Origin of the sequence: Carboxylicivirga caseinilyticus, assembly GCF_050589785.1 — a bacterium.
GTDB lineage: Bacteria > Bacteroidota > Bacteroidia > Bacteroidales > Marinilabiliaceae > Carboxylicivirga > Carboxylicivirga caseinilyticus.
Genome location: NZ_JBNGOX010000034.1, coordinates 45,841 through 62,978 on the forward strand (window position 1 = coordinate 45,841; position 17,138 = coordinate 62,978).

The 17,138-nt window shown below is 37.2% G+C and carries 15 protein-coding genes; 8 read left to right on the forward strand and 7 right to left on the reverse strand.

The features are described 5' to 3' along the window. Positions 1–81 precede the first annotated feature (81 nt). Positions 82–1,464: a glycoside hydrolase family 28 protein gene (locus ACRD62_RS16185; protein WP_430821157.1), complete on the forward strand. Its 1,383-nt coding sequence runs from the start codon at positions 82–84 to the stop codon at positions 1,462–1,464. Positions 1,465–1,540: 76 nt separating this feature from the next. On the opposite strand, the gene ACRD62_RS16190 is transcribed toward ACRD62_RS16185, so the two are convergent. Together ACRD62_RS16190 and ACRD62_RS16195 are read right to left on the reverse strand one after the other, a co-directional pair. Then, complete coding sequence (locus ACRD62_RS16190; RefSeq protein ID WP_430821158.1) at positions 1,541–3,331, reverse strand: methyl-accepting chemotaxis protein; 1,791 nt, start codon at positions 3,329–3,331, stop codon at positions 1,541–1,543. Positions 3,332–3,460: 129 nt separating this feature from the next. After that, positions 3,461–4,351 (reverse strand): hypothetical protein, encoded by an 891-nt coding sequence (locus ACRD62_RS16195; protein ID WP_430821159.1) that lies wholly within the window; start codon positions 4,349–4,351, stop codon positions 3,461–3,463. Between the two features lie 202 nt (positions 4,352–4,553). Between ACRD62_RS16195 and ACRD62_RS16200 the strand changes: the two genes are divergently transcribed. The 3 genes from ACRD62_RS16200 to ACRD62_RS16210 are packed head-to-tail and all read left to right on the forward strand — an operon-like array spanning position 4,554 to position 7,553. Continuing rightward, positions 4,554–6,371: an Ig-like domain-containing domain gene (locus ACRD62_RS16200; RefSeq protein ID WP_430821160.1), complete on the forward strand. Its 1,818-nt coding sequence runs from the start codon at positions 4,554–4,556 to the stop codon at positions 6,369–6,371. Positions 6,372–6,375: 4 nt separating this feature from the next. After that, the gene (locus ACRD62_RS16205) at positions 6,376–6,687 is read left to right on the forward strand and encodes an MTH1187 family thiamine-binding protein (RefSeq protein WP_430821161.1); all 312 of its coding nucleotides are present in this window, start codon (positions 6,376–6,378) and stop codon (positions 6,685–6,687) included. Between the two features lie 47 nt (positions 6,688–6,734). After that, on the forward strand, positions 6,735–7,553 hold the full coding sequence (locus ACRD62_RS16210; protein ID WP_430821162.1) for a DUF3108 domain-containing protein: 819 nt from the start codon (positions 6,735–6,737) through the stop codon (positions 7,551–7,553). Position 7,554: 1 nt separating this feature from the next. Here the strand turns inward: ACRD62_RS16210 and ACRD62_RS16215 are convergent, their stop codons facing one another. The 4 genes from ACRD62_RS16215 to rnr form a co-directional block, all read right to left on the reverse strand. Beyond that, positions 7,555–8,364 (reverse strand): HAD family hydrolase, encoded by an 810-nt coding sequence (locus tag ACRD62_RS16215; RefSeq protein WP_430821163.1) that lies wholly within the window; start codon positions 8,362–8,364, stop codon positions 7,555–7,557. Position 8,365: 1 nt separating this feature from the next. Then, positions 8,366–9,283, reverse strand: a complete 918-nt coding sequence (gene metA / locus ACRD62_RS16220) for a homoserine O-acetyltransferase MetA (protein ID WP_430821164.1) — start codon at positions 9,281–9,283, stop codon at positions 8,366–8,368. Between the two features lie 36 nt (positions 9,284–9,319). Beyond that, positions 9,320–9,931 (reverse strand): TetR/AcrR family transcriptional regulator, encoded by a 612-nt coding sequence (locus tag ACRD62_RS16225; protein ID WP_430821165.1) that lies wholly within the window; start codon positions 9,929–9,931, stop codon positions 9,320–9,322. Between the two features lie 148 nt (positions 9,932–10,079). Then, positions 10,080–12,233, reverse strand: a complete 2,154-nt coding sequence (gene rnr, locus ACRD62_RS16230; RefSeq protein ID WP_430821166.1) for a ribonuclease R — start codon at positions 12,231–12,233, stop codon at positions 10,080–10,082. A gap of 215 nt (positions 12,234–12,448) precedes the next feature. Here rnr and ACRD62_RS16235 point away from each other — a divergent pair, with 215 nt between their 5' ends. From ACRD62_RS16235 to rnhB, 4 genes are read left to right on the forward strand one after another with little or no spacing between them, the layout of a single operon-like run. Further along, a complete protein-coding gene (locus tag ACRD62_RS16235; protein WP_430821167.1) occupies positions 12,449–13,255 on the forward strand; it encodes a toxin-antitoxin system YwqK family antitoxin in 807 nt (268 codons plus the stop codon). 58 nt (positions 13,256–13,313) lie between these two features. Continuing rightward, positions 13,314–14,786, forward strand: coding sequence for a cysteine--tRNA ligase (gene cysS / locus ACRD62_RS16240; RefSeq protein ID WP_430821168.1), 1,473 nt, complete (start codon positions 13,314–13,316; stop codon positions 14,784–14,786). A 12-nt stretch (positions 14,787–14,798) separates the two neighbouring features. Continuing rightward, complete coding sequence (locus ACRD62_RS16245) at positions 14,799–15,806, forward strand: M28 family peptidase (RefSeq protein WP_430821169.1); 1,008 nt, start codon at positions 14,799–14,801, stop codon at positions 15,804–15,806. Between the two features lie 38 nt (positions 15,807–15,844). Beyond that, positions 15,845–16,447: a ribonuclease HII gene (gene rnhB, locus ACRD62_RS16250; RefSeq protein WP_430821170.1), complete on the forward strand. Its 603-nt coding sequence runs from the start codon at positions 15,845–15,847 to the stop codon at positions 16,445–16,447. Here rnhB and ACRD62_RS16255 read toward each other — a convergent pair whose 3' ends face one another. After that, on the reverse strand, positions 16,448–16,840 hold the full coding sequence (locus ACRD62_RS16255) for an HU family DNA-binding protein (RefSeq protein ID WP_430821171.1): 393 nt from the start codon (positions 16,838–16,840) through the stop codon (positions 16,448–16,450). It lies immediately after the preceding gene. Positions 16,841–17,138: the final 298 nt, after the last annotated feature.

The following is a 17,138-nucleotide window of genomic DNA, read 5'->3' on the forward strand; positions in this document are numbered from 1 at the left end:
TACTCAACTCCATCAAAATGGACAGATTTCAAGGCTTTGTAAAAAGATGATAACTAGTTTTGTGTAAGCTAAATCAATAATATGAAGAGTTTTGTAAAGATTTCTGTATTCGTTACCACAACTATGTTTTTGTTGGGCTTATCTTCTTGTTTGAACAATGACCAGAACATTCAGATAAAATCAATAAAACCTGATGCTCCATTTGATATGCCTGCCATTACATATCCTGATTTTTCCAAAGCTGAACGTATTGAAATTACAAAGTATGGAGCTGTTGCCGGTGATATAGAAAAAACATCCGAGGCAATTGAATTAGCCATTGAAGAAGCAAGCCTAAAAGGAGGAAGTGTTATTGTACCTGAGGGTGAGTGGCTGACCAGGTCAATACACCTTATGAGTAATGTCAATCTGCATCTTGAAAAAGGAGCTGTTTTATTATTCTCAGAAAAACCTGAAGATTATTTGCCGGCTGTTCATACCAGTTGGGAAGGAATGGAATGTTATAATTATTCTCCATTGGTGTATGCCTATGAATGTAAAAATGTGGCCATAACAGGTGAAGGCGAGTTAAAGGCAAAATTGGATACCTGGAAAGTATGGTATAAAAGGCCAGCTGCTCATATGAATAGTTTAAAATGGTTGTATATGAAAGCCGCCGAATATTCTCCTGTTGAAGAGCGTGTGATGGTGAATGATACTTCTAATCTGCGACCACATTTTATTCAGTTTAATCGCTGCGAAAATGTTTTGATGGAAGGCGTTAAGGTTACCAATAGTCCTTTCTGGACCATTCATCCTTATCTTTGTAAAAATGTAGTTATTCGCAACGTACAGGTATATGCACACGGTCATAATAACGATGGGGTTGACCCGGAAATGACCCAGAATATGCTGGTTGAGAATTGTTATTTCGATCAGGGTGATGATGCTTTTGCCATAAAATCAGGTAGAAATCAGGATGCATGGCGATTGGATACTCCTACCAAGAATCTGGTTATAAAAAATTGTCATATAAAAAACGGACATCAGCTTTTAGCTATTGGCAGCGAACTTTCTGGTGGTATTGAGAATGTGTTTTTGGATAGTTGTACGGTTGAAGATGGAGCTAATATGTTTCATCTGGTTTTTATTAAAACCAATGAACGTAGGGGTGGCTATGTAAAGAATATTCATGTTAGCAATGTTAAGGCAGATAAGATGCGCGAAGGTATTTTGGGTATCGAAACTGATGTTTTGTATCAGTGGCGAAATCTGGTACCAACAATAGAAAGAAGATTAACGCCTGTTTCAGATGTTTACCTTAAGAACATTGAAGCTAATAATGTGAAGTTTATTTCACGTGTATTAGCTCAGGAAGAAATGCCTGTTTCTAATGTTCAGTTAATAAGTGTGGTGGCAGATACTTTGCGATCTGATCAACAGCATATTCATGAAAATTTGATAGGATTCAAGGAAATAAATTAGATAATGATAGTTAGGTTTAGAGAGCTGCTCCTCTTTAGAAGGAGTGGCTTTTTAATTGTAATCAGTACCTCAATTCTTAAACAACTTCTTTTATTTTAAACTGATTAACAATGGTAAGTAGATTATGGGCTTGATCATTAAGTTCATCCACACTTGTAGTGAGTCGCTCTGAGGCTGCTGCATTTTCCTGAGTAATCATGTTTATCTGTTGAAGGGCTGAGCTGATCTGGTTTACTCCATTTGATTGTTCCAGACTGGCACTTGCTATATCATCAATTAATTCGGAATTAGAATTTAATACCGGTACTAGTTTTAAGAGACTTTCGCTGGTGTTTTCAGAGATGCTCAGACTATTATGAGCCAATGCAATGATTTCGTCGGAGGCTAATTTGCTTCGTTCTGCCAGTTTTCGGACCTCCTGAGCAACCACAGCAAATCCTCGTCCGTGTTCACCGGCACGTGATGCTTCTACAGCAGCATTTAGTGCAAGTATATTGGTTTGATTGGCAATTTCGGTAATCATCTTTACTTTCTCACTAATGTTTTTGGAGGTTGTAAATGAATTGCCGGCTCTCTCGTTTACCTGGATTAGTTCCTTTTGTGTTTGTTTTGACGCAAGGTTGGTTTGTTGTGCATTTCTCGAATTTTGGCTGATGTTGGCACTGATTTCTTCCATTGTTGTAGCAATTTCTTCGAATGAACCAGCTTGTTCCTGTGCTCCCTGTGATATTTTCTTCGAAGAATTATGAAGTAGTTTGATGGTATTATTGAGTTGAGAGGAAACAGCGGCAATTTGTTGTATCAAACCTTCTAGTTGGTTGGTCATAATAACAAAAGCATGTAAGACACCTTTCGCATTCTGTTTCAGATTGTCATCCATAACCAGGTTACCATCAGCCACCTGATGAGCTATCTCTGCTACAATATAAGGTTCGGCACCTAATAACTTTCTTACTCCTTTGAAAATGAATATACTAAAGAATATAACAATACCAGCTCCCAGAAGAATGAAAATCAGTGTCATAACATTTGTGTTATAGGTGCTTTGTTTGAGTGCATCCATTAACATTGCTTTCGACTCCTGAAGCATAGGCTCTACCCGATGAACATCATCTCGCAGGTTCCCCATTAAACCTGATTTCTCATCCAACCCGATTTCAATCTTCTTGTTAACCATTGTCAGAAAGGTCTGTTCGTACTTGTCCAACAAATCCAACATCTGGCTCTTTTCGATTGAAGTGTAATTTGATTTGTTTATTGCCTGACGGAATTCCATATTGTGAGCCAGAAATTTATCTCGGTAATTGAGGTCTTCGCGAATCAAAAAATCCTTCTCGTGGCGACGACACAGAAGCATGTAAACCATCAGTTTATCATCGTTGTGTTTTTTCAGATTTTGTTCGATTTCGTGGATGGCCTGTCTCATTTGACCAACTAATCCAAAATCTTTAAAGCCCTGAATTAATAGCTCATCTTTAATCTTGATGAATGTATTGTAATATCGATTTAAAAATAGGGATATTGAATCAATCTTTTGAGTTTTGCTTTCTTCTTGCATGAATTTTGATTGCATAAGATCATTAATGATCTCTTTTGATTTCTGATAATTATCGATGAATGTTGTCAGATATTTACTTTTTCCACTTTTATGAAAATCAGGATTTGTAGTTTCACGGGCAAGAAAGTCTTTTTCGTTTCTCCGAAGCTGAAGCATCAATGATTCCAGTTCGTATAGCTGATTTTCGGTAATATTATTCTGCTCAATTCGGTTTAAAGCCTGGTAAGTATAAATACCTATGGCCAAAAAAGTAATAATAAGTAATACTGTTAATACAGTAAAACGTTGTCGCATTGTGCCTGATTGCATGTCCTGTATGTATTTAATTTTCCCATGGCTAAATTAAATGACAGACATATCACAGGGATTAACACATTGTTAATTCAATGCTAATTTAAATACAAAAGTAGAAAGTTATTAATGTGAGTGTGATCTAATCTATTTCAACTCAAACTGAGTGGTGCCAATATGATAACCATCGGCAAATAAATCAGCTGTGTAATTACCTGGAAGAAGCTCTCCTTCATCGGCGTTGTAGAATATGCAAATATCCAGTTCTTCTCCTCCGTATTCGATTACTCTTCGGGCTGAGAAATTAATCTCCTCACCTTCGTATTTGAATTTGTCATCCAGCGAACGTACCAATAAAGCCTCATCCGGACGCATAATTCTCATATAAACAGTTTTTTCTCCGATTGGTGCTGTGATGTTTTTCTGAATGGTGAAACAGACCCTGATTTTTGAAACGTTACGGGCTTTTTTGGTTTCCCGGTCTTTACTGTTTAAGCCTTCCACTTCGTAATTATAAGTTTCGAGTTGGGAAGCTATTTCAACTTTCTCAGCAAGTTTCTCTTTTTGTTTTTCCAGCTCCTTAAAGGAATCCTGTATTTTGGTTACTTGTTTCCGGTATTGTATATTTTCTTCCGATAGTTCCTGATTACGTTGATTTAAAGAGTCGATCTGAACCACAAAGCTTTTCATCACACTTCGCAGCGAGGTCAGTTCCTTTTTGTATTCACGTATTTTTGAAGCGTTGGTGGCTTTAATGGTTTTGATTTCTTCAATAAGATGCGAAATCTTTTCTCTTTCCTGTTCTAACAGCAGATTAAGGGTGTCGTTATTACTTTGAAGAGAGTCGTAATCCAAAGCCAGCGTTTGAAATTCTTCAGTAAGTAATAGCTTTTCCTCAGTCATCTCTTCAACAACAGCCTTGTATTCTTTTCGGTTGCTAAGGTACATGAACAGAACCAAAGCAATTAGTGCTACAGCCACTGCTGAAATGATATATATGAGTTTATTATTTGACTTTTGGGGTGTCTTATTCTCCATAATAGTAGTAAGTGTTTTACTAAAGAACGCAAAGTTATCATTTTTTAGTTTGCTTACAATTGTAAAGTTCTATGGCTGGCAGGTTTTGGGTTTATTTTAGTATGTTTGAAATCGTTTATGCAGATGAAGGATCGAATTAATATTATTTATGAACTTCGATGAATTTTCTTCTTAAATTTGCGTGGATTAAAATAATAAGGTTTTGAAAAGCAGACTTCGACTAATAAGTTTCAGTATAGGATTAGGATTAATTGTTTGGGCATGTGCAAATATTGGAATGCCAACAGGTGGGATAAAAGACGAAATACCGCCTAAAGTGATCGCCTCAACACCAGAGAATCATGCATTGAATTACAATAAAAAAATGGTTGTAATTGAGTTTGATGAGTTAATTCAGTTAAAAGATATTCGTCAGAAGTTTGTTATTTCTCCACCAATGAATGAGCAGCCAACCATTGAGGCTCGTGGTAATAAGTTACAGGTTATTTTTAACGAAGATTTGCAGCCCAATAGTACCTATTCGCTCGATTTTGCTGATGCTGTGGTCGATAACAATGAAGGGAATGTCCTTGAGAATTTTAGTTTTAGCTTCTCAACGGGTGAATATATCGATTCGCTGAAAGTTTCAGGAAATGTTTATGATGCTGATGATTTATCCCCTGCGTCGGGGACATTGGTTTTTTTGCATGAAAACCTTGCCGATTCTGCTATTCATAAACTGGTACCAATTCGAATGGCAAAAACAAATGCCCAGGGGCGATTTACCATATTAAATGTTCGTCCAGGAAAATACAGATTGTATGCACTCGAAGACTCCAATCGTGATTTGAAATTTGATCAGCCTGGTGAGCGAATGGCTTGGTCAGACATTATTGTAGAGCCATCATTCGAATATCGCGACTTTGTTGATACGTTACATATTGATTCTCTCGAAACAGATTCATTGATATATCATAAAGAATTGGTTTATACTCCGGATAGTGCGAGCTTGTTTCTGTTTCAGCATGATTATAAGCGTCAATATTTAATGAGCGAAGAACGTAAGGAAAAAGCTAAGATGACTTTCTATTTTAACCGTAGGCAGGAAGATGAGGTTGAAATTAAACTTACTGGTCAGGATGATTTGAAAGATATATTCATTAAAGAAGGATCTTTAAATAACGATACAATTTCTTATTGGTTGAAGGATAGTACCTATTACAATCAGGATTCACTTTCGATAACGTTGAGCTATACCATGCTTGATTCTATGGATATGGAATATATCCAGCAAGATACAATAGCCATGTATTTCTTTGAGGCCAAAAAAGAGGAGAAAAGGAGGAAGAAAAAAGATGATGAGCCGGAACCTATTCCAATGTTAAAACTGGTTGAGGTAAAAACTAAAGTTGATATTTATGGAAAATTTGGTTTTGGATTAACCGCACCTGCTATGACTTTCGATAAAAAGGCTGTGAAACTTTTTTATTACGAAGATACTATTCCAAAACCAATTGATTTTGAGTTAATACAGGATACACTTAATATTAAGCGTTATTCCATTTCTCAAAAATGGATTCCGGGTGGGAAATATGAAATGACTATTGACTCAGCTTCAATTGTAGATATTTATGGTTTACATAACGGACCTGAAAAGATCACTTTCAATGTGAAAAAGGATGAGGACTACGGTAAGATATTTATCCAAATCCTTAATCCACAGGATAATTGGCTTGTACAGGTGCTGGGTAAAGAAGAAAGAATTCTGCAGCAGTCGAAGATACCGACTTCAGGGAAAATAGGTTTCAGGTATCTGTCTCCGGGTAAATATATGTTCAGGATTGTTGTTGATGAGAATGGTAATAATCAATGGGATGATGGAAATTATTACGAAAACAGGCAGCCTGAGAAATTAATCTATTATATGGGTAAGGTGGATGTCAGAGCCAATTGGGATACTGATTTGGAAACCTGGGACCCATCTGTATTTAGTGTTGATAAATTTTCGCAATCATTCCGAAAACCTAAGAAAAGAGAATAATACGATGTCAGTAATGCTAAACTTTGCAATGTTTCCAACGGATAAAGGAGACAGTGTTAGTGAGTATGTGAGTAAGGTTATCAAACACATTGATGCTAGTGGGGTTGAATATAAACTCAATCCAATGGGAACAACCATTGAAACAACCACAATGAAGGAAGCACTGGCAATTGTTCAGCAAAGTTATGATATACTCAGCGAGTTTTCAGACCGTGTTTATTGCGCCATTACAATTGATGCCCGAAAGGGTAAAGATAACCGGATGAATGGCAAGATAAATTCAATTGAAACGCGCATAGGGGAAGTGAAAAAGTAATGGCTTGATTTTTGCGAATTGTAGCTCTGTATCCTAAAATACCGATAATGCAAAAGTATTTTAAAAGTGTTGTTTTTATTTGGTTGTTATTGATAATAACAGTGGATACAAACGCCCAATGCAGTGATTATAACTTTAGTTTTCAGTCAGGTGAAGTAGTTAATTATCATGCCTATTATAATTGGGGATTGTTATGGCTTAATGCTGGTCAGGTTACTTTTACTGTTGATAAAAGTAAATATAATGGAGAGGACGCGTTTCATATAAAGTCGCACGGTGCTACCTATAAATCGTACGATTTTTTATTTAAAGTGCGTGATACTTTCGAAGTCTACACCGATACAAAATATCTTGAACCATTTGAATATAGAAGGATAACGAATGAAGGAAGTTATCATGCCAGTTATAAATATGTATTCGATCATAAAAGTCGTCTGATATCTTCTGAAATACAAAAGGAAGAGGAGCCTGTGGAAGTCAAGACTTTTCCCTGGAAAAAGTGTTCCTTTGATTTACTCACCATGGTCTATAAGGCTCGTAATATCAATTTCTCTGATTATGATGTTGATGAAAAGATTCCCATAAGCATGGTAGTGGATGGCGAAATTCATGATATTTATATTCGTTATTTGGGTAAAGAAAGAATCAAAAACCGTGATGGACGTAAGTTTGACTGCTTGAAATTTAAACCTTTATTGGTTGAAGGAACCATCTTTGAAAGTGGAGAAGATATGACGGTTTGGGTAACTGATGATCAGAACCGTGTTCCTATAATTGTGGAAGCAAAAATATTGATCGGATCTGTAAAGGCTGTTTTTGTAGATGCTAAAGGATTACGCAGCCCAATGACCGCAGAAGTAGAGTAGCTTACCATCTGAACCTACGATACCAATCGGCAAGAGGTGATAACTGAACATCGGTAAGTATTGTGAAATGTTGTTTCAAATCATCCGGTGCATTATTTACGATATAAGACTTTGAAAAGTATTGTAACATATCCAAATCGTTATAATCATTCCCGATAACCACGATTTCAGATTCTTCAATTTGCAGCATTTGGGCAATGTGTAAAATGCCATTTGCTTTCGAAACGTCTTTATGAAAACATTCCATCCAGATACTTTCACCATCAATAGGCGATGTGGCCCGGATCGTTTTTATACCATTAAATTTGGCTTTAATTTCTTCAAATAATCCAATCTCAGGGATGAATGAAAGCACTTGAGAATAATCTTCTTCCGGTAATTCTTTTTCTTCCGGTATGGCATGAGCCTTGTTAAAATCGATGTATCTCTCAAAATCGGGATGAGGATCGGAACTTATTGAGTGAAAGAAGATATGATTGTCAGGTATGGGATGATGAACGGTATATTCAATATCAAACTGGTTTAGGATGTTGGTTATTATGCGAGCGTCTTCGAAACCCAGGTTAATAGTTTTAAGAATTGTTTTATTCTTCCAGTCGTAGATGCCAGCTCCCGATGAAAACACAAGGTAATCAATTGGAAAATTTTCAGGGATAACGGATAATGCCGATTGAAAAGTACGACCAGTTGCTATTACCCTACAAACATTCTGTTCGCCAAGTTCACCTAGCGTCTCAATGTCGTCAATGTTGAAACCATTATTTCGGGTGTGTATAGTTCCATCCAGATCGGTTGCCAGTAATTTGATCATGTTATTGGATTTGATCAAGTTGATATGGGGTGGCCTGATATACGTAATAGTTCAACCAGTTAGAATAAAGCAAGCTGGCATGACTTCGCCATAAAACCATTGGTTCTTTTGCTGGATCGTTATCAGGGAAATAATTTTCTGGGATGGCAATGTCCAAACCTTTGGCAACATCACGTTTGTATTCTTCATTAAGCGTATGTGCATCATACTCCGAATGTCCAGTGACAAATATCTGGCGGCGATCTTTCGACATCACAATGTATACCCCTGCATCTTTGGATGATGATAATAAAATAAGATTATCATTGGCTTCAACCTCTGATAATTTTACTTCAGTGTATCGTGAATGCGGTGCATGAAAAATATCATTAAAACCTCTCATTAAAGGCTCTTGCATTTCGTTTACGGTATGTTTAAATACACCAAACATTTTTTTGTCGAGTTGGTACTTCTTTATTCCATGATGAAAATATAAGCCTGCCTGTGCTCCCCAGCAGATATGAAATGTACTGGTGACATTATGTTTGCTCCATTCCATAATCTCTGTCAATTCCTCCCAGTAATTGACTTCTTCAAAGTCAAGGAGTTCAACAGGTGCCCCCGTGATTATCATTCCATCATATTTCTCCGATCGCACCTCATTAAATACTTTGTAAAAAGAGAATAGGTGTTCTCGTGGAGTGTTTTTTGAAACGTGACTGGAAGTCATTAAAAAGTCAACTTCTACCTGTAGCGGACTATTCGAAAGTGCTCGTAATAAATGCGTTTCGGTTGCAATTTTTAGCGGCATAAGATTTAATATCAGGATACGAAGTGGTCGGATATCCTGATGTAAAGCCTTTGATTCGCCTATAACAAAAACATTTTCATTTTCGAGCACTCCCCTGGCAGGCAGTGCGTCCGGTATTTTAATTGGCATGTGGTTAACGTGTAATTTTTATGGTAATGTTTTTGTTTATCGTCTTATTAATCCAAAGAATAAAATATTCAATGTATTTTCAATTTGTATTTTGAAGTCTTCAAAACTGTAATAAGATCCTAATAATGGTCCTTCCATACCTTTTAGCGCGGTAGCAATTGCCACTGCAGCCATCGGAATATTTTTAACCTGGAAAGTATTATTGCAGGTTCCTTCTTCCAAAATGCGGGTTAACAATCCTGCTTCCTGTTTTTCTGTACTAACTTTTAATCGACTCAGGAACTCATAATTAGTAAGCATTTCGTCCTTTAATGCTTTGATATAATTATCAAGTTCTAAGATGGTTTCCATGCGGGTAATTACATACTTGGTTAATTTTTCGCGGGGTTCCATCTTAGTCTCAACAATTTCATTGAGTTTAGTAAAAAGAAGTTTTTCTTCTGATTCGATTACAGCCTGGAAAATTTCTTCTTTATTTTTAAAATAATAATACAACGAACTTTTGCCTTTGCGCAGTGCAATGGCAATATCTTCCATGGTTGTTTTTTTGTATCCAAACTTTGCAAATAGTTCTTTTGCCGCTTCAATAATACTTGTGCGCATTCCATCATTTTGGGCACCAGAAGGGCTACCATTAAAATTATCCATTGATGAATTTTTTTGTTGTTGTATTACAAAAATAGCAATACTTTTTGGCAAAATACAAACTTAAACCAATTTGTTCTAAAATTATTAAATATAAAACGCAGTATATTAAGTAAATATACTGCGTCGACTTTTTTGTTCGAAAAAATATTTATTCGTCAACTAAGGCAAAATCCAGTTGTTTCTTCTCTAAATTGGCACTTGCAACGGTAATTCGAAGTGGATCTCCTAATTGATATCTGCGATTGTACTTCTGTCCAATCAAACAGTATTCTTCTTCATCAAATCGATAGTAATCATCGTTTAAATCACGGATTGGTATCATACCTTCGCATTTATTTTCGATGATTTCAACATACAGGCCCCATTCGGTAACTCCCGAAATAACACCATCAAATTCTTCTCCAACCCGATCTTTCAGAAACTCTACCTGTTTGTATTTTATCGAAGCACGTTCAGCATCTGCCGCTCTTTGTTCCATATCGGAACTGTGCTCACACATTTCTTCATATTTTTCTTCATTCACTGAGTTGCCACCATCGAGATAACGTTGCAACAGGCGATGAACCATCATATCAGGGTAACGACGAATGGGGGAGGTGAAATGTGTGTAATGTTTAAAAGATAATCCGTAATGCCCGATGTTATGGGTAGAGTAAATTGCTTTAGCCATAGTTCGAACAGCAAGCGTCTCAACTATATTCTGTTCTTTCTTTCCATGAGCTTCATTTAACACCCGGTTGAGTGATTTATTAATGCTTTCAGCTCCTTTAGGTAATGCTTCATATCCGAAACGGCGAACAAAAGAAGCAAAAGCATCAAATTTATCAGGATTAGGCACGTCGTGAATCCTGTACACAAAAGTTTTAGCTTTTGACTTGCGTTTGGGGTTCAGTTCGTTTTTACCAATTAATTCAGCTACCCTTTTATTGGCCAACAACATAAATTCTTCAATAAGTTTGTTGGCATCCTTGGCTTCCTTAAAGAAAACGCTTACAGGTTTTCCGTTCTCATCGATATTGAATTTCACTTCTACTCTTTCAAAGCCAATGGCTCCATCAGAAAATCTTTGTTTCCTGATTATTTTAGCAAGTCTGTCGAGGGTAAGGATTTCTTCTTTCAGATCGCCTTCGCCTGTCTCAATAACATTCTGAGCTTCTTCGTAAGTAAATCTTCTGTCAGAATAAATTACAGTTCGGCCTACCCATGAGTCTACTATGTTGGCGTTATCATCGAGCTCAAAAACAACCGAAAAGCAAAGTTTTTCTTCATTCGGACGGAGAGAGCATATGCCATTACTCAGGTGTTCGGGTAACATTGGAACCACACGATCAACCAGATAAACAGAGGTTGCCCGTTCAAAAGCCTCTTTTTCAAGTAACGATTTTTCCTCAACGTAATGTGTAACATCTGCAATGTGAACACCTACTTCCCAGTTTCCGTTTTTCAATTTCTGTAACGAAAGAGCATCGTCGAAGTCTTTTGCATCAGCAGGGTCAATTGTAAAGGTAGTTACACCTCTAAAATCTCTTCTTTTCTTTATTTCTTCAGGAGTGATACCTGCATCAATTTTTTCAGCTTCCGCATTTACTTCATCCGGATATTTATAAGGTAAATTAAATTCGGCCAATATAGCATGCATTTCAGCATTGTTATCGCCAACATCACCCAATACATCAATTATTTCTCCAATAGGGTTTTTAGCTCTTTCGGGCCATTCAACAATACGGGCAATAGCTTTTTGGCCATTCTTGGCACCTTTCAATCCTTTGGCAGGGATGAAAATATCGTTTTGCATCACACGAGCATCTACCACTAAAAATGCCAAGCCGCGGGCTATTTGCATCACCCCGACAAAATGTTCGCGTTTGCGTTCCAGTATCTCTATTACTTCGCCTTCTGGCTGTTTGTGTTTACGACGTGCACTTTTAAATATTTTTACTCTATCGCCATTCAATGCTTTGTTCATGGCATTGCGTGGGATAAATACGTCCTCATCACTGCCATCATCGGGAACAATAAAAGCCGCACCAGACGCTGTCATATCAACGATGCCGGTTACGGTAGAACCTCGACTCAGTAATTTATATTTGCCGGGAACTGTCTCTGTAAGATAGCCCGATTCAAACAATTCATTAAGTATAATCTGTACTCTTTGTTTATCTGTTTTTTTCTTAACTTCTAACAGTGCAGCAACCTGCTTATAGTTGAATGTGCGCTTTGGCTGATTGAAAAATAAGCCTTGAATTAACTGACGTAAGTCGGTTTTGCGCGATGGTTTATTCTTTTTCTTCTTTTGACCCATGGAAAATATTAGTTAGGGTGTTTTATAAATTAACGGCAATTTAAGCTTTGTTGTTCGTTCTAGTGTTATTTGTGCTTAAAATATTTGACCATTACTCTTTTTTAACCTTTCGTGAATAATAATTGATAACCTTTCCGGTGTATTTCCGTACTAAACTTTTGTAATGCCTCATTTGAATGATGGTTTACAATAAGCACTTGAAATACTCATTTACCATGAAATATTTATCGATTCTTATTTTAATTTTTATGATTTTGCCTGCTACCGGACAGAACTATAAGATTTATAAGGGGGATACGATTAACCGGCAGGATAACAATAAACTGAAACAAGGATTGTGGTTGAAGTTTGATGATACCAATGATGATATTATTGAACAGGGGAAATATTCAGATAACCGCAAGGATGGTTTATGGATTACCTATTATCCGGATGGGAAAAAGAAGAATGAAATAACCTATGTAAAAGGTAAAGCAATTGGTCCGGCTCGTTTTTATTATAATGATGGTAATCTTTCGGAAGAAGGTTTCTGGAATATAGATCACTGGGAAGGAGAATATAAGTTTTATCACAAAGGTGGTCAGTTGGCTTATGATTGGAATTACGATTCTCTGGGTCGCAGAACCGGTACTCAAAAATATTTTCACGAAAATGGTGAATTGAAATATGAAGGTGACTGGGCTAAAGGTAAGACGCAAGGCACTTTAAAAATGTTTAACGAAGATGGACAGCTGATTAGTGAGCGTATTTATGGCGAGGATGGTAAATATGCTTCCAGTGTTAAACATGATCCGGAGATAGCGGAAGATAAAACTGAAAAACAATACGAAAAATTCTCAGGTACCGGTATGCATACTATTTATAATATGCACGGTAAGCCCGAAAAGAAAGGTTTTTTTGTGAAGGGTAATCTTTTCAATGGTCAATCTTTTGAATACAATGATTCTGGTGAGTTGCTATACATTGAACATTATCAGAATGGTGAATTAAAACGTACAGAGACTGTAAAAAATCCCGGATAACTTAGCAATAATTTGTATTTTAGCAGCTTGTTATTTCAAGAAGAGAACATTAACAAGCATGGAAAATAAATTATTCATTTATAATACGCTGTCGCGCAAAAAGGAGGAGTTCATTCCTATCAACCCCAAACATGTTGGATTATATGTTTGTGGTCCTACTGTGTATGGCGACCCTCATTTAGGACATTCACGTCCGGCAATTACTTATGATATCTTATTTCGTTATTTAACGCATCTGGGTTATAAGGTACGTTACGTGCGAAACATTACTGATGTTGGCCATTTGGAGAATGATGCTGATGTTGGTGAAGATAAGATTGCCAAAAAAGCCCGTTTGGAAGAACTGGAACCAATGGAAGTGGTTCAGTATTACAGTGATCGTTATCACGAATACATGGATGCCTTGAATGTTCGTAAGCCAAGTATTGAGCCTCGTGCATCAGGGCATATTATTGAGCAGCTGCAAATGGTTGAGGATATTCTGAAGAAAGGGTATGCATACGAAAGCAACGGCTCAGTTTATTTCGATGTGGATAAATACAACGAGCAGCATAATTATGGTCGTTTATCTGGTCGTAATATTGAAGATATGTTGAGTACCACCCGTGATTTGGATGGTCAGAGTGAGAAACGTAAATCGTATGATTTTGCCTTGTGGAAAAAAGCAGCACCTGAACATATCATGCGCTGGCCTTCACCATTTAGTGATGGGTTTCCTGGTTGGCATCTTGAGTGTTCTGCTATGAGTGCCCGCTACCTGGGTGAAGAATTTGATATTCATGGTGGTGGAATGGATTTATTATTTCCACATCACGAGTGTGAGATTGCTCAAAGTACAGTTGCTCACGGTCATACTCCGGCTCGTTATTGGATGCATAACAATATGATTACCATCAATGGTCAGAAAATGGGTAAGTCATTAGGGAACTTTATTACGCTGGAACAATTTTTTACCGGTGAACATGAGTTGCTTGAGCAAGCCTATAGTCCTATGACTATCCGTTTCTTTATTATGCAGGCTCATTATCGAAGCACTTTGGATTTTTCAAATGAAGCATTGCAGGCGGCCCAAAAAGGAATGGAGCGTTTGTTGGAAGGTTGCGCCAAGATGGATAAAATAAAAGCGGGAAGTCAGTCTGATTTTAATATTGCTGAGCTGTCTGAAAAATGTTATTCTGCTATCAGTGATGATTTAAATACGCCAATTCTCATTGCTCATTTATTTGAAGGAGTGAAGTGGATTAATACTCTGGTAGATAAAAACGCTTCTGTTACAGAAGATGATCTTACGGCTTTGAAACTATTGATGAACACGATGGTATTCGACATTCTGGGATTGAAAGCAAATCAGACTCAGGGTGGAGGTAACGATGCTCTATTGAGTGAAACAGTTAACCTGTTGCTGAATCTTCGTGTGGAAGCTAAAGCAAACAAAGACTGGGCAACAGCTGATAAAATCCGAAACGAATTGCAGACTATGGGTATTGTGATTAAAGATACCAAAGACGGATTTGAGTGGGAAATAAAATAATTAACTATTGAGATGACGAATCAATTTAAAATATGGGCAGGTGGGGCATTAACAGCCAGCCTGCTTTTTTTTGCATGCTCATCGCCAAAAGGTGGCGACTCTTCATCAAAGAGTTCGGTAGAGGCAAAGAAAGTTGCAACTCCTTTTTTTAATGCCGATTCAGCTTATGCATATGTTGAGCATCAGGTGAATTTTGGTCCGCGTGTACCTAATACACCGGAACATAAAGCCTGTGCTGAATATCTGGCTGCCGAAATGAAACGTTTTGGTGCAGATGTTATTGTCCAGGAAGCTGAGGTCAGAGCATTTGACAATACTGTTTTAGAAGCCAAAAATATAATTGCGCAGTTCAATCCTGAATTAAATAACCGTTTGTTACTATTTGCTCATTGGGATTCCCGTCCGTTTGCCGATCATGATCCTGATAAAAGCAAGCGTGATCAACCTATTGATGGAGCCAATGATGGAGCCAGCGGTGTTGGTGTATTAATGGAATTGGCTCGTCTGATTGGTTTAGCGGGTCATAATCTGGGTATCGATATCATTTTTTTTGATGCTGAGGATTACGGTCAGCCTGATCATCGTGACTTACCCTATCAGGAAGACACCTGGTGTTTGGGATCACAATACTGGGGAAAATATCCACACAAAGAGGATTACTATGCACGATATGGTATATTGCTTGATATGGTGGGAGCCAAAGATGCATTATTTTATCACGAAGGATTCTCCTTACAAAATGCACCTGACTTAGTGAAGCGTATCTGGAACACCGCTGCAGATCTGGGGTATTCCAATTATTTTGTTTCTGAGAGGGGTGGAACCATCACTGATGATCATGTTTATGTAAATAAATATCGCCGAATACCTTGTGTTGATATCATACAGTTCAATCCTGCATCTAACAGTAGTTTTGGCGATTACTGGCATACTCATGCAGATGATATGAGTAATATTGATAAAAAAACACTCAAAGCAGTCGGACAAACATTGCTGGAGGTGATTTATCAGGAAAAGTAGTTGAAAAAGAAAAAAACAGAATTCAACAATAATAAAAGGTGGCTGAATTATTACCCTATATTGATGCACAACGAATAGAAGCCGGATGTGATGAGGCCGGAAGAGGCTGTCTGGCTGGTCCGGTTGTTGCTGGAGCTGTTATCTTACCTAAAGATTTCAGGCATGAGATGTTGAATGATTCCAAGCAATTAACCGAAAAACAACGTCAGAAGCTTAGGCCTATTATTGAAAAGGAAGCTTTGGCCTGGGCAGTGGCATATGTGCATCACGAGGAGATTGACAAGATAAATATTTTAAATGCATCTTTTTTAGCGATGCATCGGGCTGTTGAGCAACTAAAACAACAACCCGGACATTTGTTGATTGATGGCAACCGCTTTAAACCCTATAATGGGATTGGACATACCTGTGTTATAAAAGGTGATGGTAAATACCTGCCTATTGCAGCGGCCAGTATTCTTGCTAAAACACATCGTGACGAATACATGGAAAAGATGCATGAACAATTCCCTGTTTACGATTGGATGAAGAATAAAGGGTATCCAACCAAAGCCCACCGGGCTGCTATTAAAGCCCATGGACCATCTCCGATTCATCGAATGACTTTTCGCCTCCTCGACGAACAGTTGAGTTTGTTTTAATTACTTATTTTTTGATTTTTCAAAGATTGGTGAACGGAGTCTCTTTTTTAGTTTGGGACTGGCTCTGAATTTCATTTTTATACCCTTAATGCACCTTTTGTTTACTTCTTCTTTTGAATTTTTTACTTCACTGGAAAAATGAAGACTAAAGATGCCCAGTGAACCTAAGCTAACAGAGTTGTTATCCATTAAAAGAAGAGGAATGAGATCCGTTAATCCAACTAAGGTTGCATAAATATCGGCTGGAGAAAGGGTGGATTCTTTAGCTAATTGTTTGGCTACCATATCCAGGTCGTACATCTTTCGGTCACAGGCTCTAGCATAATAGATGTCTCTTACTTCGCCAGTTGATGCCGGTGTTTTCTGTTTAATTACCTTATATTTCAGTGTCATGAAGCTATGATTTTAATTGTAAGTTACCTGTTTTTTATAATATAATACAGGTTAAATCAATTTATTACCTATGTAATAAATATTTATATCATAGGTAAAATAATATTCTAACCTAGGTCAAAAATTAAATTATACACTAGGTTTTTCAGTTTTGGAGCACATCTTTTATTATTTTAATCGGTTGTATTTCTATGTCTGAAGGCACAAAAAAGAGGGTGTCCAAAAATTAAACATCAGAACAACGTTAGTTTCAATTTGTAATAAAATATCATTTTATGTCACCCCTAAATCCCCTGAA